19 protein-coding genes and 2 tRNA genes (1 of these 21 cut by a window edge) are annotated in these 19,603 nt (G+C 65.8%); 4 read left to right on the top strand and 17 right to left on the bottom strand.

Going from position 1 to position 19,603, the window contains the following annotated elements; genetic code table 11:
- Positions 1 to 1,041, bottom strand: partial view of a tyrosine--tRNA ligase gene (tyrS, locus tag K6T56_11195; protein ID MCL6556914.1) — the 5' portion only. 168 nt of this gene lie to the left of the window's left edge; only the first 1,041 of its 1,209 coding nucleotides appear in the window; the start codon lies at positions 1,039 to 1,041; its stop codon lies off the left edge, out of view.
- A 97-nt stretch (positions 1,042 to 1,138) separates the two neighbouring features.
- On the opposite strand from tyrS, the gene K6T56_11190 reads away from it, so the two are divergent.
- Both K6T56_11190 and K6T56_11185 read left to right on the top strand, forming a co-directional pair.
- Positions 1,139 to 2,464, top strand: coding sequence for a peptidoglycan DD-metalloendopeptidase family protein (locus K6T56_11190; GenBank protein MCL6556913.1), 1,326 nt, complete (start codon positions 1,139 to 1,141; stop codon positions 2,462 to 2,464).
- 24 nt (positions 2,465 to 2,488) lie between these two features.
- Positions 2,489 to 3,592 carry an anhydro-N-acetylmuramic acid kinase gene (locus K6T56_11185; GenBank protein ID MCL6556912.1) on the top strand — a complete coding sequence of 368 codons (1,104 nt, stop codon included), beginning with the start codon at positions 2,489 to 2,491 and terminating at the stop codon, positions 3,590 to 3,592.
- A gap of 165 nt (positions 3,593 to 3,757) precedes the next feature.
- On the opposite strand, the gene K6T56_11180 is transcribed toward K6T56_11185, so the two are convergent.
- From K6T56_11180 to K6T56_11105, 16 genes are all read right to left on the bottom strand, one after another.
- Complete coding sequence (locus tag K6T56_11180; GenBank protein ID MCL6556911.1) at positions 3,758 to 4,558, bottom strand: phosphate/phosphite/phosphonate ABC transporter substrate-binding protein; 801 nt, start codon at positions 4,556 to 4,558, stop codon at positions 3,758 to 3,760.
- 80 nt (positions 4,559 to 4,638) lie between these two features.
- Positions 4,639 to 5,211 carry a DUF3365 domain-containing protein gene (locus K6T56_11175; protein ID MCL6556910.1) on the bottom strand — a complete coding sequence of 191 codons (573 nt, stop codon included), beginning with the start codon at positions 5,209 to 5,211 and terminating at the stop codon, positions 4,639 to 4,641.
- Between the two features lie 53 nt (positions 5,212 to 5,264).
- Complete coding sequence (gene lnt / locus K6T56_11170) at positions 5,265 to 6,749, bottom strand: apolipoprotein N-acyltransferase (GenBank protein ID MCL6556909.1); 1,485 nt, start codon at positions 6,747 to 6,749, stop codon at positions 5,265 to 5,267.
- A gap of 8 nt (positions 6,750 to 6,757) precedes the next feature.
- Complete coding sequence (locus tag K6T56_11165) at positions 6,758 to 7,609, bottom strand: CBS domain-containing protein (GenBank protein ID MCL6556908.1); 852 nt, start codon at positions 7,607 to 7,609, stop codon at positions 6,758 to 6,760.
- A gap of 61 nt (positions 7,610 to 7,670) precedes the next feature.
- Complete coding sequence (ybeY, locus tag K6T56_11160) at positions 7,671 to 8,150, bottom strand: rRNA maturation RNase YbeY (GenBank protein MCL6556907.1); 480 nt, start codon at positions 8,148 to 8,150, stop codon at positions 7,671 to 7,673.
- Positions 8,110 to 9,069 (bottom strand): PhoH family protein, encoded by a 960-nt coding sequence (locus K6T56_11155; protein MCL6556906.1) that lies wholly within the window; start codon positions 9,067 to 9,069, stop codon positions 8,110 to 8,112. The genes ybeY and K6T56_11155 overlap by 41 nt, the downstream gene beginning before the upstream one ends.
- A gap of 164 nt (positions 9,070 to 9,233) precedes the next feature.
- Entirely contained in the window at positions 9,234 to 10,571 is a 1,338-nt protein-coding gene (gene miaB / locus K6T56_11150; protein ID MCL6556905.1) for a tRNA (N6-isopentenyl adenosine(37)-C2)-methylthiotransferase MiaB, read from the bottom strand.
- Between the two features lie 71 nt (positions 10,572 to 10,642).
- A tRNA-Met gene (locus K6T56_11145) sits at positions 10,643 to 10,719 on the bottom strand.
- Between the two features lie 75 nt (positions 10,720 to 10,794).
- Complete coding sequence (ychF, locus tag K6T56_11140) at positions 10,795 to 11,886, bottom strand: redox-regulated ATPase YchF (protein ID MCL6556904.1); 1,092 nt, start codon at positions 11,884 to 11,886, stop codon at positions 10,795 to 10,797.
- Between the two features lie 4 nt (positions 11,887 to 11,890).
- Positions 11,891 to 12,484: an aminoacyl-tRNA hydrolase gene (pth, locus tag K6T56_11135; GenBank protein ID MCL6556903.1), complete on the bottom strand. Its 594-nt coding sequence runs from the start codon at positions 12,482 to 12,484 to the stop codon at positions 11,891 to 11,893.
- A gap of 55 nt (positions 12,485 to 12,539) precedes the next feature.
- Complete coding sequence (locus K6T56_11130; GenBank protein ID MCL6556902.1) at positions 12,540 to 13,145, bottom strand: 50S ribosomal protein L25/general stress protein Ctc; 606 nt, start codon at positions 13,143 to 13,145, stop codon at positions 12,540 to 12,542.
- A 177-nt stretch (positions 13,146 to 13,322) separates the two neighbouring features.
- Positions 13,323 to 14,273 (bottom strand): ribose-phosphate diphosphokinase, encoded by a 951-nt coding sequence (locus K6T56_11125; GenBank protein ID MCL6556901.1) that lies wholly within the window; start codon positions 14,271 to 14,273, stop codon positions 13,323 to 13,325.
- A gap of 91 nt (positions 14,274 to 14,364) precedes the next feature.
- Positions 14,365 to 14,439 (bottom strand) — tRNA-Gln (locus tag K6T56_11120).
- Between the two features lie 47 nt (positions 14,440 to 14,486).
- Complete coding sequence (gene ispE / locus K6T56_11115; protein ID MCL6556900.1) at positions 14,487 to 15,335, bottom strand: 4-(cytidine 5'-diphospho)-2-C-methyl-D-erythritol kinase; 849 nt, start codon at positions 15,333 to 15,335, stop codon at positions 14,487 to 14,489.
- Positions 15,332 to 15,889: a lipoprotein insertase outer membrane protein LolB gene (lolB, locus tag K6T56_11110; protein ID MCL6556899.1), complete on the bottom strand. Its 558-nt coding sequence runs from the start codon at positions 15,887 to 15,889 to the stop codon at positions 15,332 to 15,334. Before lolB ends, ispE begins: the two co-directional genes overlap by 4 nt.
- 3 nt (positions 15,890 to 15,892) lie before the next feature.
- The gene (locus K6T56_11105; protein MCL6556898.1) at positions 15,893 to 17,644 is read right to left on the bottom strand and encodes a tetratricopeptide repeat protein; all 1,752 of its coding nucleotides are present in this window, start codon (positions 17,642 to 17,644) and stop codon (positions 15,893 to 15,895) included.
- Positions 17,645 to 17,800: 156 nt separating this feature from the next.
- On the opposite strand from K6T56_11105, the gene K6T56_11100 reads away from it, so the two are divergent.
- Both K6T56_11100 and K6T56_11095 read left to right on the top strand, forming a co-directional pair.
- Positions 17,801 to 18,766 carry an ABC transporter ATP-binding protein gene (locus tag K6T56_11100; GenBank protein ID MCL6556897.1) on the top strand — a complete coding sequence of 322 codons (966 nt, stop codon included), beginning with the start codon at positions 17,801 to 17,803 and terminating at the stop codon, positions 18,764 to 18,766.
- An 81-nt stretch (positions 18,767 to 18,847) separates the two neighbouring features.
- On the top strand, positions 18,848 to 19,603 hold the full coding sequence (locus tag K6T56_11095; GenBank protein ID MCL6556896.1) for an ABC transporter permease: 756 nt from the start codon (positions 18,848 to 18,850) through the stop codon (positions 19,601 to 19,603).

Genomic DNA, 19,603 nt, shown 5'->3' with positions numbered 1-19,603 from the left:
TTTGAGGACGTGGGCGATGTCCCCCGCGGGGACGGTCACTTCCGGCATGTCCTCCGGCAGGGCGTGGTGGCGGAAGCGTGCCTCAAAATCGGCCAGCGCCTTCGCCGCCGCGGCGCGGTCGTGGAAGCGGGCAACGATCTCCTGCGCAAACCGCACTTTGATGTCGCGCGGGTTGCGCCCTTCGGCCACTTCCCTTTTCCACTGCTCGATGACGGACAGGGGCTCGAAGGAGAGGAGCTCGATGTAGCGCCACATGAGCTCGTCCGAGATGGACATGAGCTTGCCGAACATTTCCCCCGGCGGCTCGTCGATGCCGATGTAGTTGTTGAGGGACTTCGACATCTTCTGCACGCCATCCAGCCCTTCCAGGATGGGCATGGTGAGAACCACCTGCGGCGGCTGGCCGTAGTGTTTCTGCAGCTCCCGCCCCACGAGGAGGTTGAATTTCTGGTCCGTTCCCCCGAGCTCCATGTCGGCACGCAGGGCCACCGAATCGTAGCCCTGGATCAGGGGATAGAGAAACTCGTGCAGCGCAATGGGTTGGCCGGCGCTGTAGCGTTTGTGGAAATCCTCCCGCTCCAGCATGCGGGCCACGGTGTAGGAGGAGGCCAGGGCGACCATGTCCGCCGCCCGCATTTCGCCCATCCAGCTGGAGTTGAACACCACCAGGGTCTTTTCCGGGTCGAGAATCTTGAAAATCTGCCGCTCATAGGTGCGCGCGTTTTCCAGCACCTGATCCCGGGACAGCGGTGGACGGGTGGCATTGCGCCCGCTGGGGTCGCCGATCATGCCCGTGAAATCGCCGATAAGGAAGATGGCCTCGTGCCCCAGGTCCTGCAACTGGCGCAGCTTGTTGAGCAATACCGTGTGCCCGAGATGCAGATCCGGCGCGGTGGGATCGAACCCGGCCTTCACCCGCAGAGGTCGCCCCTCGCCGAGTTTGGCCTTGAGCTCCTCCTCCAGAAGCAGTTCGTGGCAGCCCCGTTTGATGATGCGCAGGGCCTCTTCGATGGGGACCCCGGAGCCTTGAATATTAGTCATCGCTGAAATTCCTGCGGCTGGTTCATGACAGAAATTTGTTTTGCCCGCGGCGGGAACTCTGCTATCCTCGCGCCTGGTTTTTCGCAAAGGCGCAGCCATGAAAAAGGACAAAGGCGCGATTCTAGCGCAAAATCCGCCCGCCGCCGGCGAGGCCGGCCGCATCCGCCTCCGCTGGCTCATCGCGCTGTCCACCCTGCCCCTGCTCGGCATGGCCGTGGCCTTTGGCATTGCCCCGGCCACCGATCCCCAACCCATCGAACGCAAAACCGTGATCGAGGCGCTGGCGCTGCCTGAACCCACGGCCCTCGACGAGGGCGAACAGACCTTCTGGCGGCAGACCCGCATCCAACGGGGTGATACCCTGGGCAGTCTCCTCGATCGGCTGGAGGTGGACGATTCAGCCGCCTTTGCCTTTCTGCGCGCCACGCGGGAGGCGCGCACCCTCTCCCAGCTCGTGCCGGGGCGCAGCGTGCGGGCGGAGACGGATGCCGAGGGAAGGCTGCTCAGCCTGCGCTATGTCGCGCCCGACCAGACCCTGCTGGAGGTGACGCGGGAGGGCGACAGCTTCCGTGTGCGGGAGGCTCCCGCGCCGGTGGAGGTGCGGGTGACGGTGAAGTCGGGCGAGATTCGCAACTCCCTCTTCGGGGCCACGGATGCGGCGGGCGTGCCGGATGCCATTGCCATCCAGATGGCGGAGATCTTCTCCTCCGACATCGATTTCCATCTCGACCTGCGCAAGGGCGACCGCTTCACCGTCGTCTATGAGACTCTGCACCACGATGGCGAGCCGGTGCGCACCGGCCGCGTGCTGGCCGCGGAATTCGTCAATGCCGGCCGCACCTACCAGGCGGTCTATTTCCGCGACCACGCGGGCCACGAAGGTTATTACACGCCCGATGGCCGCAGTCTGCGCAAGGCCTTCCTCCGCTCGCCGCTGGAATTTTCCCGCATCACCTCAGGCTTCAGCCTAGCCCGCTTCCATCCGGTGTTGCAGACCTGGCGCGCCCACAAGGGCGTCGATTACGCCGCGCCGACGGGCACGCCGGTGCGCGCCGTGGCGGACGGCAAGGTCGCATTCGCCGGGCGTCAGGGGGGCTATGGCAATCTCATCGTGCTGCAGCATCAGGGCAACATCAGCACCGCCTATGGCCATCTTTCCGGTTTTGCCAAAGGCATCCGCCAGGGCGCCCGGGTCAGCCAGGGGCAGACCATCGGTTACGTGGGTGCCACGGGGCTGGCCACCGGCCCGCATCTGCACTACGAATTCCGCGTCGCCGGTGTGCAGCGCAATCCCATGACGGTGCCCATGCCCCAGGCCACGCCCATTGCCGCGCAATATCGTGACGAATTTCGCCGGGTCACTGCCCCGCTCATGGCGCGGCTGGCCATGGTGCGCGGCCTGAACCTCGCCAGCATCGACTGACGCCGCGCGGCGCCTCCCCGCGCCATGGCCGCCTCCTCCCTCGTCATCGGCATCATGTCTGGCACCAGCCTCGATGGCATCGATGCCGTGCTGGCGGATTATGGCCAGAGCCCGCCGCAAAGCCTCGGCCACGTCCACCTCGGCTTCGACCCGGAACTCAAAGAGGAGCTCCTCGCCCTCAACCGCCCGGGTACGAACGAACTGGAACGGGCGGCGCTCGCCGGCAACCGGCTTGCCGAACACTATGCCCAGGCGGTGCACCACCTGCTCAGGCAGACAGGCCTTGCGCCCGCGGCCATCGCCGCCATCGGCTGCCACGGTCAGACCGTGCGCCACCGCCCGGAGCTGGGTTACACCGTGCAGCTCAACAATCCGGCGCGGCTTGCGGAACGCACCGGCATTGCCGTGGTCGCCGACTTCCGCAGCCGGGACGTGGCCGCCGGCGGCCAGGGCGCGCCCCTGGTGCCGGCCTTCCATGCTGCCGTTTTCTCCCATCCCAGTCGTCACCGTGTCATCATCAACATCGGCGGGATTGCCAATCTCACCGACCTGCCGCCGGGGGGGCCCGTCACCGGCTTCGACTGCGGCCCCGGCAATCTGCTTCTCGATGCCTGGTGCCAGCGTCACTGCGGCCAGCCTTACGATGAGGGCGGCAGATGGGCGGCCTCCGGTCGCCCCATCCCGGAACTTCTGGCCGAGCTGCTTACCGATCCCTTCTTCGGTGAGCCACCGCCCAAGAGCACCGGGCGGGAGCTCTTCCATCTCGGCTGGCTTGAACCGAGGCTCAAACCCGACTATGCGCCCGCCGACGTGCAGGCCACGCTGCTGCGCCTCACCGTGCACGGCATCCGGGAGGCGGTCCGCCGTTTTGCCAGCGGGGCCGAGGAGGTGTGGCTCTGTGGAGGGGGAGCCCGCAACACAGCCCTGGTGAACACCCTGCGCCACGCCTTCGCCGATACGGCAACCCCCGTGGCCCTCACCGACGCGCTGGGCGTGCCGGCGGAGTGGGTGGAAGCGCTGGCCTTTGGCTGGCTGGCCTGGCGCACCCTCCACGGTGCCCCCGGCAACCTTCCCGCCGTCACCGGCGCCGCCCATGCCTGCGTGCTGGGAGCGATCTATCCGGCTTAAACCCAGATTGTCCCTTGGACCGGCGTATGCCTACAGGGGAGACGGGTAGGACCGGCAAACCTCTCCGGCATCTCCCATTGCCCGAACCTACGCGGGCCTCGGCTCGCGCCTTCCCGCGTCCCAATGGACAATCTGGGTTAAAGGGGAAGAAGACGGGATAAGGCTTCAGCGGCTTTCGAGCCAGGCGAGCATGTCGAGGTAGGCTTTTTTGTCGCCGGGCTCGAAGCCCTTGATGTCGAGGCTTTTGAGGACCTTCTGGCCGAGTGGGTCATGGGCCGCATTCAGCAGCCCGGCGCGCAGGGTTTCCTTTTCCGCCGGGGAGAGTTTGGGTGAGGCGATGAGACTCCAGTAGGGGAGCTTGCGGCTTTCGAAGAGGGTCACACCACCCCTGGCTTCCCACTGTTTGGCCACGATGGGGGAGACCATGCCCACATCGGCGAAGCGTTGCTCGACGATATAGGCGATCGCGTCCTGATAGCGGGCCTTGACGCGCTCCGACGGCTTGGGCAGCAGGTTCAGGTCCCGCAGGGTGGTTATCCCGGCCTTCTCCATGAAGGTGCCTTCGGCATAGGCGATGCGGTGCCCGCGGATGTCTTCCGGTTTTTTGAAACCGCTGTCCGCCCGGGTGATGAATTTCACGGTGAAGGCCCCCTGCACGGCGGCGACCAGATCATAGTCGGCCTTGGCCATGGCCTGGGCCGCGACGTTGCTGGGCTTGGCAAAGAAGAGGGCATAGCGGCCCTTGAGGAGATTTTCCGTCGAGCTCTTGAGGTTCTGCGAGGACTCCAGGCGGACCGGCTTTTTCAGAAGTTTCGCCAGGTAATCCGCCAGCGGCTGGTAACGCTCCGTCAGCGCCGCGTAGTCCTGCTGGCCGGCGGTCCCGTCGTTGACGCCCAAAAGCAACGCCTCCTGGGCCTCAGCGACAAGACCGCTCAAGCACAAAAACAACAGAAGCAACGCGCGCATTCCAGTCCCTCCATGAAACCGACGGGGAGGCTTGCGCCTCCCCACGGGCAGAACAAACCTTCCGAAAGCAGAATCAACCTTCAGAACAGGGGCCGCTTGATGGTCACCGCACCCCGCACCTGACCCTCCCGGTAACCGGTGGCGCGGTCATGGGGATATTCTGCCGCAAGCCGCGCGCGCGTGCCTTCCGACACCGTCTCCGGCGTGCCGTGGCAGTTGAGGCAAAGGGGCTGCACCGGCAGCGCCTTCATGTAGCGGAAGTAGCGCCCCGCCGGCTCGCTGACCACTTCCGAGTACTCCAGGGTTTCCGCCTTCTCGCCCGCCGCCACCCGCCGGTCGAAATCGGCGAGCACCTTCTGCTCCCAGGCATCGGGGGTGCCGATCATGGGATTACGGGTTTTCAGGGAGACGCGCCGGATTTGCCAGCCCTGCTGGGTGGACAGCTCGCTGGCAATGGCCGGGGCGATATTCTTGCACACCTTGATGGCATTTTCCGGGCCGCCGGCCGCCAGTTCCTTTTTCAGCTCTGCACCCAGCCGCTGCACCAGGGTCTGTGTCGCCTTGCGGCTTTCCTCCACATAACGACCCGTATCGTCCTGGGCAAGCGCCGGGGTGGCGAAAGTCAGCGCGACGAGAAGGGGACGCAGTTTCATTTTTGATCTCCAGGTTGAAGAAGGGCCGGTAGTTTAAGACCCTCCCGCCCCGGTCAGTCAAGACGTCCGGACCGTGGAACAGCCAGGAGGAGAAGGAAAACCATCAGCCCCACCGCGGCGCCATTGCCAAGCCGCATGAAGGGCGTTTCCCCGAAGCGGCCCTGGGCGGTGACATGCAGCGCCCCCGTGCGGAAGGGCTCGAGGCGGGCGATCACCCGCCCTTTGGCGTCGATGAGGGCCGTGATGCCGGTATTGGTGGCGCGCAGCATCATGCGCCGCATCTCCGCCGCCCGCATCTGGGCAATCTGCAGATGCTGGCGCGGCGCGATGGAATCGCCGAACCAGGCGTCGTTGCTCACGTTGGCGAGCAACGTGGCCCGGGAAGCCGAGGCCAGCAGCTCCTCGCCGAAGACGTCCTCGTAGCAGATGTTGGTGGCGAGCCGCTGCCCCGCCACCGCCAGGGGTGGCTGGCCCGGGCTGCCGGCGGTGAAGTCCCCCAGGGGAATGTGCAGGAAATCCAGCAACCAGCCGAACAGGGGCCGCAGGGGCAGGAACTCGCCGAAGGGCACGAGATGCACCTTGCGGTAGGTCTGGGGGTCGCTCACCCCCAAGCTCACCACGCTGTTGTAGTAGCGGCCCCCGTCGGCGCTACGCTCCGGCACGCCGAAGACCACATCACCCCCAACGCGGCGCGCATGGGCGGCGAGGCGCTCCAGGTAGGCGGGCGGCAACTGGTCGAGGAAGAGGGGAAAGGCGGTCTCCGGCAACAGAATGAGCCGGGAGGGACTTTCCTCCACCAGGCGCGCATAGGTGGCGAGGGTGGGCGCGACCCGCTCCTCACGCCATTTGATGTCCTGGGGGATGTTGCCCTGCAGCAGACTCACGGAAACCGCCTCCCCCACAGGGCGCGTCCATTCCACCCGGTTGAGCAGCGCCCCGGCCGCCCAAAGGGCGACCAGGGCCGCCACCGCGCCCAGGCCGCGCCGCGCATCGCAACGGAAGCGCCAGATCAGAACGAGAAGCCCCGCGCTTACGGCCATCAGCAGGGAGACGCCATAGACCCCCAGCACAGGGGCATAGCCCATGAGGGGGCTTTCCGGCACGGCGGCATAGCCCACGGCGAGCCAGGGAAAACCGGTGAAAACGAAGCCGCGCACCCATTCCGCCCCGGCCCAGGTGGCAGGCAGCAGGCAAAGCAGGGTCCGGGCGGGTGAACGGACCACCCCCATCGCCCCCACCGCCGCCGGAAAAAGGGCAAGGAAAAGGCAGAAAAGCAGCGTCGAGACGGCCGCAAGCGGAGCCGGCATGCCGCCGAAATCATGCAGGCTCACATAGACCCAGGATACCCCCAGCAGAAAAAAGCCCGCGCCGAAGGCAAAGCCGATGGCCGCCCTGCTGCGGGAATCCGTCCGCTGCCAGAGGTGAAAGAGGACGGCGAGGGTGAGAACCGGCAGGTAGAAAAGGTGAAAAGGCGCAAAGCCGAGGACACTGAGGCCACCCAGCGCAAAGGCCACCGCCAGCCGACGGGAAAGCGGCAGGAACCCCCTCAAGTGGCGTCTTCGCTCGTCGACTGCGCCCCGGGCAGGCGCTCCACCAGGAGGGAGTGCAGCCGTCGGCTGTCGGCGCGCAGCACCTGGAAGCGCAGACCATCGAAGGTGACGGTCTCGCCCCGCTTGGGCAGGCGGCCGAAGCGGGAGATCACCAAACCGCCGACGGTGTCGTATTCCTCGTCGCTGAAATGGGTGCCCATGACTTCGTTGAAGGCCGCGATCTCGGTGAGCGCCTTGACGCGGTAGCGGTTGTTGCCGGCGGGGATGATGTTGTCCTCGACCTCATCGAAGTCGAACTCGTCCTCGATGTCGCCGACGATCTGCTCCAGCACGTCCTCAATGGTGACCAGCCCCGCCACACCACCGAATTCATCGACGACGATGGCGATGTGGTTGCGGTTGCTGCGGAATTCCTTGAGCAGCACGTTCACCCGCTTGGATTCGGGAATGAACACCGCAGGCCGCAGCATGTCGCGCACACTGGTTTCCTCCCCCGCGTAGTAACGCAGCATGTCCTTGGCCAGCAGAATACCGATGACGTCATCGCGATCCTTGTCGATGACGGGAAAGCGCGAATGGGCGGTCTCGATCATGAAGGGCAGGAATTTCTCCGGCGGGTCATTGATGTCGATCACATCCATCTGCGCGCGGGGGATCATGATGTCCCGCACCTGCATCTCGGAGACCTGCAGCACGCCCTCGATCATGGCCAGCGCGTCTGCATCCAGGAGATTCCGCTCATAGGCGGAGTGCAACAATTCGATGAGTTGCTCGCGGTCTTCCGGCTCGCGCATCAAAAGCGCGCCGAGCCGCTCGAGCCAGCCCGGCTTCGTACTCGCATCGTCCATGTGATTGAAATCAACCCCGGCGGGGTAATGAATGGCGAATGGCCGTGCCATTCGTCATGCATCAGCCGGCACCGGCAGCGGCTGCGTAAGGGTCAGGATAGCCCAGCCGGGTGAGGATCTCCCCTTCCCGCGCTTCCATCACCCGGGCTTGCGCCTCGGTTTCGTGATCGTACCCTTGCAGATGCAGCACCCCATGCACGATGAGGTGGGCGCAATGGGCGGCGACGGACTTCCCCTGCTCCTCCGCCTCGCGCAAAAGGACGGGCACGCAGATGACCACATCCCCCGTAAGCGGACGGGTTTCATAGGCAAAGCTTAGCACATTCGTCGCGTAGTCTTTGCCGCGGAAATCGCGGTTGAGGGCACGTCCCTCCGCCTCACCGACAAAACGCACCGTGATTTCCGCATCGCCCGTCACCGCCGCGGCGACCCAGCGGCGCACCTGGCTGCGCGTGGGCAGCAGCGGCGATTTCACCGCATATTGTACGCTCAGGGAAAGCTTAAGCCTGGCCTTGCGATTTCTGGAAGCGGTCGTAGGCATTGATGATGTGTTGCACCAGAGGATGGCGCACCACGTCCTCGGATTGGAAAAAGGTGAAGGCAATCCCCTGCACCTCGCGCAAGACCTCCTGCGCCTGCACGAGACCGCTCAACTGGCCGCGGGCCAGATCGATCTGCGTGACATCACCGGTGATCACGGCCTTGGTGCCAAAGCCGATGCGCGTCAAAAACATCTTCATCTGCTCCGGCGTGGTGTTCTGGGCCTCGTCGAGAATGATGAAGGAATGATTGAGGGTGCGCCCCCGCATGTAGGCCAGGGGCGCGATCTCGATGGTGCCGCGCTCGAACATTTTCTGCACGCGGTCGAAGCCCATCAGATCATAGAGGGCATCGTACAGGGGGCGCAGGTAGGGGTCCACCTTCTGCGCCAGATCGCCCGGCAGAAAGCCCAGGCGTTCCCCCGCCTCCACCGCGGGACGCACGAGGACGATGCGCTTGACCAGGTCCCGCTCCATGGCATCCACCGCACTGGCCACGGCAAGATAGGTCTTGCCCGTTCCCGCCGGACCGATGCCAAAGGTAATGTCGTGTTCCTGTATCTGGCGCAGATATTCGTTCTGCCGCGGCGTGCGTCCATGCAGGTCGGGACGCCGGGTCATGAGCACCGGCACCATGCCTTCCCTTCTTTCGCCTCCACGCTGGTGGGTGACCTCCACCAGCCCGAGTTGCACGTCCTCCACGGACAGGCTGCGCCCGGCCCGCGCATAGAAGCTCTGCAGGAGATCAGCAGCAAGGCGCGCCTTGTCGATCTCCCCCTCGACGCGGAAATGCTCGCCACGACGGAGGATTTTCACCTCGAGGGCAGTCTCGATCTGCCGCAGGTTTTCATCCAGCGCGCCGCACAGATTGGCAAGACGCCGGTTGTCCACGGGGGTGAAGGAGATTTCCACAGGCTTCATGGGTTGCCCTCCTGGGAGGAGCGGGGAAAACACGCGACCCCTTCCCGGGGGTGGGAGGGGGGTTGCTGCGAAAGCCGGGCTTGCATCACTTTAACGCGAAACCGGGCGGGACGTCTGCCTGGCCTTTAGCCATGGGGTGGGGCGCTTCGCCATGGGCGGTCGCATCACTGACCGGCGGTCTCAACCACTTCGCCCCGCAGCGAATGGGGCAGCGCCTCGGTGATGCGCACCGAAACGAACTGGTTGATGAGCCGGGGATGACCGCGGAAATTCACCACCCGGTTGTTGTCGGTGCGCCCGGCGAGGGCTTCGCCGTCTTTTTTCGACACCCCTTCCACCAGCACCCGCTGCACGCTGCCGACCATGCTGCGGCTGATGGCCTGGGCCTGCTCTTCCAGTTTTTGCTGCAGCCGCATGAGGCGGGCGGTCTTCACCTCCGCCGGTGTGGCATCGGGCAGGCTCGCCGCGGGCGTGCCGGGGCGGGGACTGAAGATGAAGCTGAAACTCGCATCGAAGCCCACTTCCTCCACAAGGCGCATGGTCGCCTCGAAATCCGCCTCGGTCTCGCCGGGGAAACCCACGATGAAATCGGAAGACAGGGAAAGATCGGGCCGCACCGCCCGCAACCGGCGCACCCGCGACTTGTATTCCAACGCCGTGTAATTGCGCTTCATCATCGCCAGGATGCGGTCGGAACCCGACTGCACGGGCAGATGCAGATGACTCACCAGCTTGGGGATGCGCCCATAGGCCTCGATGAGGCGATCGGTGAGCTCATTGGGGTGGGAGGTGGTGTAGCGGATGCGTTCGATGCCCGGAATTTCGGCGACGTATTCCAGGAGCAGCGTCAGGTCCGCATATTCGCCATCGTGCATGGCGCCGCGATAGGCATTGACGTTCTGGCCCAGCAGGGTCACTTCCTTTACCCCCTGTTCGGCCAGTTGCGCCACCTCGGCCAACACGTCGTCGAAGGGACGGGACACCTCCTCGCCGCGGGTATAGGGCACGACACAGAAGCTGCAGTATTTGGAGCACCCCTCCATGATGGAAACGTAGGCGGCCGCCCCTTCCACCCGCGGTGGCGGGAGGTTGTCGAATTTCTCGATCTCGGGAAAGCTCACGTCCACCTGGGGCCGGCCGGTGCGCCGCCGGGCGCGGATCAGCTCCGGCAGGCGGTGCAGCGTCTGCGGCCCGAACACCAGGTCCACATAGCGCGCCCGCTCGACGATGGCTTGCCCCTCCTGGCTTGCCACGCAGCCGCCCACGCCGATGAGAAGATCGGGTTTTTTCTGTTTCAGGTGTTTCCAGCGGCCCAGGTGGTGAAAGACCTTCTCCTGGGCTTTTTCCCGCACCGAACAGGTGTTGAAGAGGATGAGATCGGCCTCTTCCGGGTCGTCGGTGCGCTCATACCCTTCCGCCGCGGCGAGCACGTCGGCCATGCGGTCCGAGTCGTACTCGTTCATCTGGCAGCCGAAGGTCTTGATGTACAGCTTGCGCGTCACGACGGGGGAAGGGGATGACTTACGCGATGGGGAAAACGTTCCGGCCGCAAACAAGCAACCGCAGGAGAATCTGGTGGTGATAGGTGGACTTGAACCACCGACCCCAGCATTATGAGTGCTGTGCTCTGACCAGCTGAGCTATATCACCAGAATGTCCGTTCGGACTACAGGGGCCTGAATTATCCGGTTTCACCCAGGCTCCGTCAAGGAAACGGCCAGGCCCTCACACGTTGAAGAGGAAGTTCATCACGTCCCCATCCTGGACCACGTAATCCCGCCCCTCGGCGCGCATCCTGCCCGCCTCCCGCGCCCCCTGCTCGCCGCCATAGGCGATGAAATCCTCGAAGGCGATGGTCTGGGCGCGGATGAACCCCCGCTCGAAATCGGAGTGGATGACGCCCGCCGCCTCCGGCGCCGTGGCCCCCTTGCGGATGGTCCAGGCCCGCACCTCCTTGACCCCGGCGGTGAAATAGGTCTGCAGGCCCAAAAGATCATAGGCGGCACGGATGAGGCGGTTGAGCCCCGGCTCGGTCACGCCCATGGCAGCCAGGAATTCGGCTTTGTCGGCCTCGTCGAGATCGACGATTTCCGCTTCCAGCGCGGCGCAGAGCGCCACCACCGGCGCCCCTTCGGCCGCCGCATGGGCCTGCAGCCTGTCGAGGTACGGATTGTTGACAAAGCCGTCCTCCGCCACATTGGCCACATACATGGCCGGTTTTACCGTGAGCAGGCACAAAGGCTTGAGCAGGGCCTGCTCTTCGGCGGACAGATTGAGGCTGCGCGCCGGGCGGGCCTCGTTGAGATGGGGCAGTAGCCGATCCAGCACCGCGACGAGTTTTTGCGCCGCCTTGTCCCCCGCCCGCGCCTTTTTCACCTCACGGGCGTGGGCCTTCTCCACCGTGGCCAGATCAGCGAGCGCGAGTTCCGTGGCGATCACCTCGACGTCGGCGATGGGGTCCACGCGCCCGGCCACGTGGACCACGTTGGGGTCATCGAAACAGCGCACCACGTGGACGATGGCATCGGTTTCGCGGATGTTGGCCAGAAACTGGTTGCCCAGGCCCTCCCCCTTGGCCGCCCCCGCCACCAGACCGGCGATGTCCACGAACTCGACGATGGCCGGCACCACCCGCTGGGGCTTCACGATCTCGGCAAGCTGGGTGAGGCGCGGATCGGGCACCTCCACCACACCCACGTTGGGCTCGATGGTGCAGAAGGGATAGTTCTCCGCCGCGATGCCCGCCCGCGTCAGGGCATTGAAGAGGGTGGACTTGCCCACGTTGGGCAGTCCGACGATTCCGCATTTCAGGCTCATGTCATCATCCAGAGGGGGAGACCTTCGCCCGGGTATGGAGCCGGTGCATGGCCGTTTCAAGATCCCCGGCCACGGCCAGGGGCAGAATGTTTAGGCTACGGACGATGGCCGCCTCGATGGCCTCCGCCTCCTCCCGGTTGGGCCGGGCGAGCACGTAGTTCACCACTTCCTCACGCCGTCCGGGATGGCCGATACCCAGCCGCAGGCGCCAGAAATCCGCGCCCAGCCGGGCGATGATGTCCTTGAGGCCGTTGTGGCCGGCGGCCCCGCCACCCTTCTTGAGGCGCGCGGTGCCGGGGGGGAGATCCAGCTCGTCGTGGGCGACCAGGATTTCCCCCGGCGTGATCCGGTAATAGGCCGCCAGGGCCTGCACCGCCTGGCCGCTGGCATTCATGTAGGTGTCGGGGGCAAGCAGCCATACCTCATGGGCGCCTAACCGGGCCCGCGCCAGGCGACCATGGAAGCGGCGCTCCGGCTTGAGCTCCACATGCACCTGGCGGGCGAGGGCATCCAGCAGCCAGAAACCCGCGTTGTGGCGGGTTTGCGCATACTCGGGGCCGGGGTTGCCCAGGCCCACGATGAGCCGCAGCGGCGTCATGCCGGAAGGAAGACGGAGCCCGTCCCCTCAGGGGACGGGCGCAAGGCGAGGCGAATCAGGCCGCGCTGCCTTCGGCGGTTTCCTCCGCCGCGCCACGGGGCACGACACAGCTTGCCACCGCCGCATCGTTGCCGTGGCGCAGCTCCACAAACTCCACGCCGGGGGGCAGCTTGATTTGCGACAGGTGCAGGGAGTGGCCCGCCTGCAGGCCGGAGAGGTCCACCTCGATGTATTCCGGCAGGTCCTTGGGCAGGCAGAGCACTTCCGCCTCGCTCATGACGTGGGTGATGTTGCCGCCGGCGAGTTTGACCCCCGGCGCCACGTCGGCACCGACGAAGTGCAGCGGCACTTTCATGTGAATTTTCGTGTCGGGATCGACGCGCTGGAAATCCACGTGCAGCACCTGGGGCTTCCACGGATGCATCTGCACGTCCCGCAGCAGCACCTGCTCCTTTTTGCCGTCCACCTCCAGTGTCAGGATGGAGGCATGGAAGGCTTCCTGCTTCAGCATGTGGTACAGATCGTCATGATCCAGCTCGAGGGTGACGGCCGGCGCCTTGGCCCCGTAGAGAATGCCGGGAACGCGGCCGGCGCGGCGCAGGCGGCGGCTCGCACCCGTGCCCTGCGCAGTACGCACTGTGGCGGTGACTTCGAATTTCATGATGGACTCCAAAGGTTGTGTCGTCCGCGACCAGACGACGGGTTGTGCCTGCGCCAAAGCGGCGCAGGCGGAACGATCCGGGTACCCTGCAGCGTGAAACGCCGCTTCACCAGGATCGCTTCCCTCACCCCCGCCCGCTTTGACGGGAGGGGAGGAGGAAAAGCCTTGCTCCCCAACTCACTCCACGAAAAGGGAGGAGACCGAATCCTCGTTGCTGATGCGCTGCATGGTCTCCGCCAGCAGCTCCGCCACCGAAAGCTGACGGATGCGACCACAGGCCCGCGCATCGTCCCGCAGGGGGATGGTGTCGGTCACCACCAGCTCGTCGAGGGCGGAATTGGCGATGCGGTTCACCGCATTGCCCGACAGCACGGCATGGGTGCAGTAGGCCACCACCCGCGCCGCACCGTGTTCCTTGAGGGCCGCCGCCGCCTCACAAAGGGTGTTGGCGGTGTCCACCAAGTCATCCATCAGCACGCAGGTGCGGTCTTTCACCTCGCCGATGATGTGCATCACCTTGGCGACGTTGGGCTTCGGACGCCGTTTGTCGATGATGGCCAGATCGGCCTCCAGGCGTTTGGCCAGCGCCCGCGCCCGCACCACGCCCCCCACATCGGGGGAGACCACGATGAGGTTTTCGTAATTCTGTTTCCACACATCCCCGAGCAGGATGGGCGAGGCATAGACGTTGTCCACGGGGATGTCGAAAAAGCCCTGGATCTGGTCCGAATGCAGGTCCATGGTCAGCACCCGGTTGACGCCAGCGACGGTGAGCATGTTCGCCACCAGTTTCGCCGTGATGGGCACCCGCGCCGAACGCGGCCGGCGGTCCTGCCGCGCATAGCCGAAATAGGGAATGGCCGCGGTGATACGGCCGGCGGAAGCCCGCTTGAGCGCATCCACCATGACCAGGACTTCCATCAAGTTGTCGTTGGTGGGGGAGCAGGTGGACTGCAAAACGAACACGTCCTTGCCGCGCACGTTTTCCAGAATCTCCACCATCACCTCGCCGTCGCTGAAACGGCCGACGATGGCACGCCCCAGGCGCAGGTTGAGTTTGCGCACGACGTCCTCGGCAAGCTTGGGATTCGCATTGCCGGTGAAGACCATCATGTTGCCGTGTGCCACGTCTTGCCCCTTCGCCCAACGAAAAAAAGCGTGTATTGACTACACGCTTTCCGCTTACGGTGCGGCGTTTTCGGCCGCCCGTCTACCGAGTTGGCTGGGGAGGTAGGGATCGAACCTACGCATGCCGGAATCAAAATCCGGTGCCTTACCACTTGGCGACTCCCCAGGGTTGCCCCCACCTGCAGGCGCGCCGCCATCGAGGGCGGCAGGGGCCTACAGGTCGCGCAGGGGATGATGGGGCAAACCCTGCGCAACGAAACCCTGCATGTCCGCAGGCTTGCGCGCCAGCACGGCGCGCGCTTCCTGCTCCGACCCGAAGCCAGCGAACACGCAGGCGCCGGAGCCGGTCATCCTCGCCTCCCCGAACGCCGCCAGCCATTGCAGATGACGGGCCACGACGGGATAGCGACGCATTACCACCGGCTGCAGATCATTGCGCGTCTCGCGCGCGATACGGCCGGCGGAAAAGGCCGTTATTTTGAGGGGAAGCGTGTTGCGTGTCAATTCCGGGTCGGCGAAGATCTCCGCGGTGGACACCGCCACCGGGGGAACCAGGACCACATACCAGGTCGGGGGCAGCGCGATGGGGGTGATCACCTCGCCCACCCCTTGCGCGAAGGCGTTTTCCCCCTGGACGAAGACGGGCACGTCCGCCCCGAGTTTGAGGCCCAGTTCCATCAGGCGGGCGCGGGGCCAGTCAAGGCCCCAGAGGCGGTTCAAGGCAAGGAGGACGGTGGCGGCATCGGAGCTCCCTCCACCCAGGCCGCCCCCCAAAGGCAGCCGCTTGGTGAGGCGAATCTCCACCCCGCGCCGGATTTGTGCCGCCTCCTGAAGGAGCCTTGCCGCCCGCACCGTGAGGTCGTCTTCCGGCGGGAGGTCGGCGGGCCCGGCAAGGCGGAGGATGGCCTTGTCCTGCCGCAGGCGCAGGTGCACGGTGTCGGCGCGGTCAATGAAGTGGAAGACCGTCTGCAAAAGATGGTAGCCATCGGCGCGGCGCCCCACCACGTGGAGGAAGAGGTTGAGCTTGGCCGGCGCGGGAAAGCTCAGCCAGTCTTCACTCATTGCCAGGCATCCACCACGAGCCTCAGTCGCAGATCGCGGCCTTCCACATCGAGCCGCCCCGGCAGGGCAAGCCCTGGGGCCTCGCGCCAGGCACCATATTCGATGCGCCAGCCTTCCTGTACCAGCCGCGCCAGGCGCCCATCCGCCGTATATTCCATTTCCTCCACCGGCCCCGGTGCCGGGCGCCCCTGCACCCAGTGGGCAAGCGCCGCCAGGGGAAGCCGCCAGCCCAGAAGGCGGGCGGTGAGTTCCTCCACGTCCAAAGCCGTGTGCACTTCGCCGCGGGCGGTGGTGAGGCTTGCCCCTTGAGGGGTGCGCACAAGACGCGCCACCCCCTGGCCCAGGGGCCCGAGGATTTCCACCTCATCGCCCGCCGGCCGGTGCCACCAGTCGAGGGTGCCGGAAAAGGCCTCCTCCCCCTGGCGCACACTCACCCGCCCCAGGAGGTGGAAAGCTTCCCCCAACGCCGGCCCACGCTCGGGGAGCGGGGGCATCGCCGCGCAGCCGGCCAGCAAAACGAGGAGACAAAGCAGGGCCAGGCGGGTTGGGCTCACGCCTCAGGGTGCCCCTTTTAGCCGGCGCATCGTTTCGGTGAGGGTTTCGTTGGCGGGGCTGGTGCGGACGGCTTCCGCCCAGACCCGTTCCGCCTCCTCCCGTCTGCCACTTACCCAGAGCACCTCCCCCAGATGGGCGGCGATTTCCGCATCCGCCCGCAGGGTCAGCGCCCGCCGCAGGTAGTCGATGGCCTTGTCGTACTCCCGCAGGCGGTAGTGGAGCCAACCCATGCTGTCGAGGATGAATGGGTCTTCCGGTGCCAGCGCCAGGGCCTGTTCCAGAAGCTTGCGCGCTTCAGGCAGGCGGATGCCCCGATCGGCAAAGGTATAGCCCAGGGCGTTATAGGCATGGGCATGATCGGGTTTGATCTGGATGAGTTTGCGCAGGCTTGCTTCCAGCACGTCGAGGCGGTCGATTTTTTCCGCCGCCATGGCCTGGTCGTAGAGCAGATCCGGATGGTTGGGGAGCTTCTCCAGGGCGCGGGTGAGCACATCGAAGGCCTCCCGATAGCGCCGGGCATCGCGCAGGATCTGCGCCTCCGTCTGCCAGATCTGCACCCGCTGCTGGTTGTTTTCTGGAGTCAGGCGCGCAAGGTGGGCGCGCGCCTCGTCGATGCGCCCTTCCTTGGCCAGCACCACGGCGTGACGCAGGCGGGCATTGAAGGCCTGCTCACCGCCCACCTGCAGGTACCACTGCCGCGCCTCCTCGAAGCGTTTGTCCTCCTCGGCGATCTGGCCGAGGTAATAGCGTACCGTGTCCTCGTCCCGGAAGCCCGCCGCCAAGGCATCCTTCAGGTATTGCTCGGCCACCTTGAGCTCGCCCATCTGCAGCGACAGCAGGCCGACGGCGAAGGGCACTTCGGCATTGCCGGGGAAATCCTCCACCAGCTTCTGGAACTCGGCGCGCGCAAGCCCGTATTGCTTCTGGCGCACGAGGAACCGCGCATAGGCGAGACGCATCTCCCTGGCCTTGGGCTGACGCGCAAGATAGTCGCGGAAGAAGGCGGCGGCCTCATCGGCAGAGCGTGCCTCCAGAAGCTGCGCCTTGAATTGTGCCGCCCCTTCCCAGTCCGGGCGCAGGCGCAGGGCGGCATCGAGGGCGGCCAGGGCCCGTTCCCCTTTGCCCGCGGCGAAGGCCGCGCGGGCGACGGCGAAATGTGCCTCCGGCACCTGGGGATAGGGTTGGGCGAGCTCCTCCACCAGCGCCAGGACCTCCTCCTTGTTGCCATGCCGGGCGAGCAGGTTGTTGAGGTGCATGAACCCCTGGCCCAGATGGACGCCCTCCGCCGCCAGAAGCCGTGTGAGGTGGACACGCGCCTCGGCCAGTCGCCCCTGGGTGACGAGAATGGCCGCCACCGTCTGCCGCGCGGCGATGGAATCGGGTTCCAAAGCCAGCCAGCGCTGGGCGGCGGCGAGGGCCTCCGCCGGCAGCCGGCTTTGCAGCGCCACCTGGGTCGCCCGCTCGGCGACGCGGTAATCCTGCGTGCGCTCCAAGAGGTCGAGGTAGGCCCGGGTGGCCAGGGCCGCTTCCCCCCGCTGGAGCGCGATCTCCGCCAGCAGGGTTTCGTAGAGGAGCTCCTGGGTGAGCGTCTGGGCGGGTGGCGTGGGCCGCGCCGGTTCAGGGGCAGGCGGGGTTTCCGCCTGTTTCGCCGGCTGCGGCGCGGCTGCCGGCCTGACGGCGGGACCGGCACAGCCGGCAAGCGCAAGGAACACACCGGCGAGGGTCGTGGCGCACAGGAGGGAGGTCGGTTTCATGGATACTGACGCTTCGGTTTTCCGCGGCGAATGACTGCCCTTGGAGCGGCCACCGCCGACGGAGTTCTGCAAAGGTTTCCCCGGAGGTTTTGTTGAGGCCGGCCGGAATCCGGTATATTCCGCCCCTTCAAGACCGCCTATCCTAGCAGCAAACCCATGTCCCTGTCCGAGTCCACGCCCACCGTCGCCGCCCATGGCCTCACCCGCCACTATGGCGCCCACCTTTCGGTTGGGCCCCTCGATATCGAACTCCACCAGGGAGAGGTGCTGGGATTGTTGGGCCCCAATGGTGCGGGGAAGTCCACGACCCTGCGCATGCTCACCGGGCATCTCGCCCCGAGCAGCGGGGAAGTGCGCATTGCCGGCATCGATCTTCTGGACAGCCCCCGCCGGGCGAAGGCGCATCTCGGCTATGCGCCGGAGATCCCGCCCCTCTACCGGGAGCTCACGGTGGACGAATATCTGGATTTCTGCGCCCGGCTGCACCGGCTGCCGGCGCGCAAGCTGCGCCCGGCGCGGGAGCAGGCCAAGGCGCGCTGCGGCCTGATGGAAGTGGGCGGCCGCCTCATCGGCCACCTGTCCAAGGGCTACCAGCAACGGTTGGGGATCGCCCAGGCCATCCTCCACGAGCCCGATGTGATCATCCTCGATGAGCCCACGGCGGGGCTGGACCCCAACCAGATGCGGGAGGTGCGCGCCCTCATCCGGGAGCTGGGGCAGCGCCACAGCGTCATCCTGTCAAGCCACATCCTGCCGGAGGTGGAGGCGGTGTGCGACCGCGTGCTGATCCTGCACCGCGGGCGGGTGGTGTTCCATGACCGGGTGGAGGCGCTGAAACACCCGGCCACCTCCGCCGGCCTTATCCTGGGCTGCAAGCGCCCGCCGCCGCTGGAAACCCTGCGGGAACTGCCGGGCATCACCGCCGTGGAGCGCCAACGCGATGGGCTTTTCCGCCTGGGGCTTAAGCCAGGCGCCGAAGTGGAGGAGACCCTTTGCCGCCTGGCCGTGGAAAACGACTGGGGGCTTTTCCGCCTCTGCCCCGAGCACACGACGCTGGAAGACGTCTTCGTCGAGCTCACCCGGGAGGAGACGGCAACCGACCCCCCCAAGCAGGATGGATGAACTTCTGCCAGCATGCGCCGCGGCTTTTCCTCGACTGCAGAGGGATTCAGCTCGCGGAAAGAAGTCACTGATGCAACCGGAATGCCAACTTCCATGATCCTCACCCTTGCCCGCAAGGAACTGAAAATCCTCTTCGCCTCGCCGCTTGCCTGGGTGGTGCTGGGGGTGATGCAGCTCATTTTCGCCTGGGTTTTCCTCTTCCAGCTCGAGCAATATCTGGAAAACCTGGCGCGACTTCGGCAGCTTGCCAACCCGCCGGGCATCACCGAGGTGGTGGTGGCCACTACCTTCGGCTTTGCCACCATCGTGCTCCTGATGGCGGTGCCTCTCCTCAGCATGCGCCTTTTCGCCGACGAGTACCGTCAGCAAACGCTGGCGCTGCTCCTCACCGCGCCGGTGTCCCTCACCGAAATCGTCCTGGGCAAATTCGTCGGTCTGTTGGCGTTTCTGTCCATCGGCGTGCTGTTGCTCCTCACCATGGCCGCCTCGCTGGCCCTGGGTGGCCCGCTGGACTGGGGCCTCATCGCCGCCAACGTCCTCGGGCTTTTGCTCCTCATCGCTGCCTTTGCCGCGGCGGCCCTTTTCATTTCCAGCCTCACCCAGCAGGGAGTGGTGGCGGCCTTTGGTGCCTTCGGCGCCCTGCTCTTCCTGTGGCTGCTCGACGCGGCAGCCGCCGACCCCCAGGCGCTTTCGGGATATCTCTCCCTCATGCGCCATTTCGACGGCTTCAACCGGGGTCTCGTGGACACCCGCGACCTCGCCTATTTTCTGCTCTTCACCCTTCTTTTCCTGCTCCTCACCATCCGCCGCCTCGATGCCCGGCGTGTGCAGGGATGA

The organism is Burkholderiales bacterium (assembly GCA_023511995.1).
In the GTDB taxonomy this organism is placed as follows: Bacteria; Pseudomonadota; Gammaproteobacteria; order Burkholderiales; family Thiobacteraceae; genus Thiobacter.
This window is presented reverse-complemented; position numbering and strand designations above follow the sequence as displayed.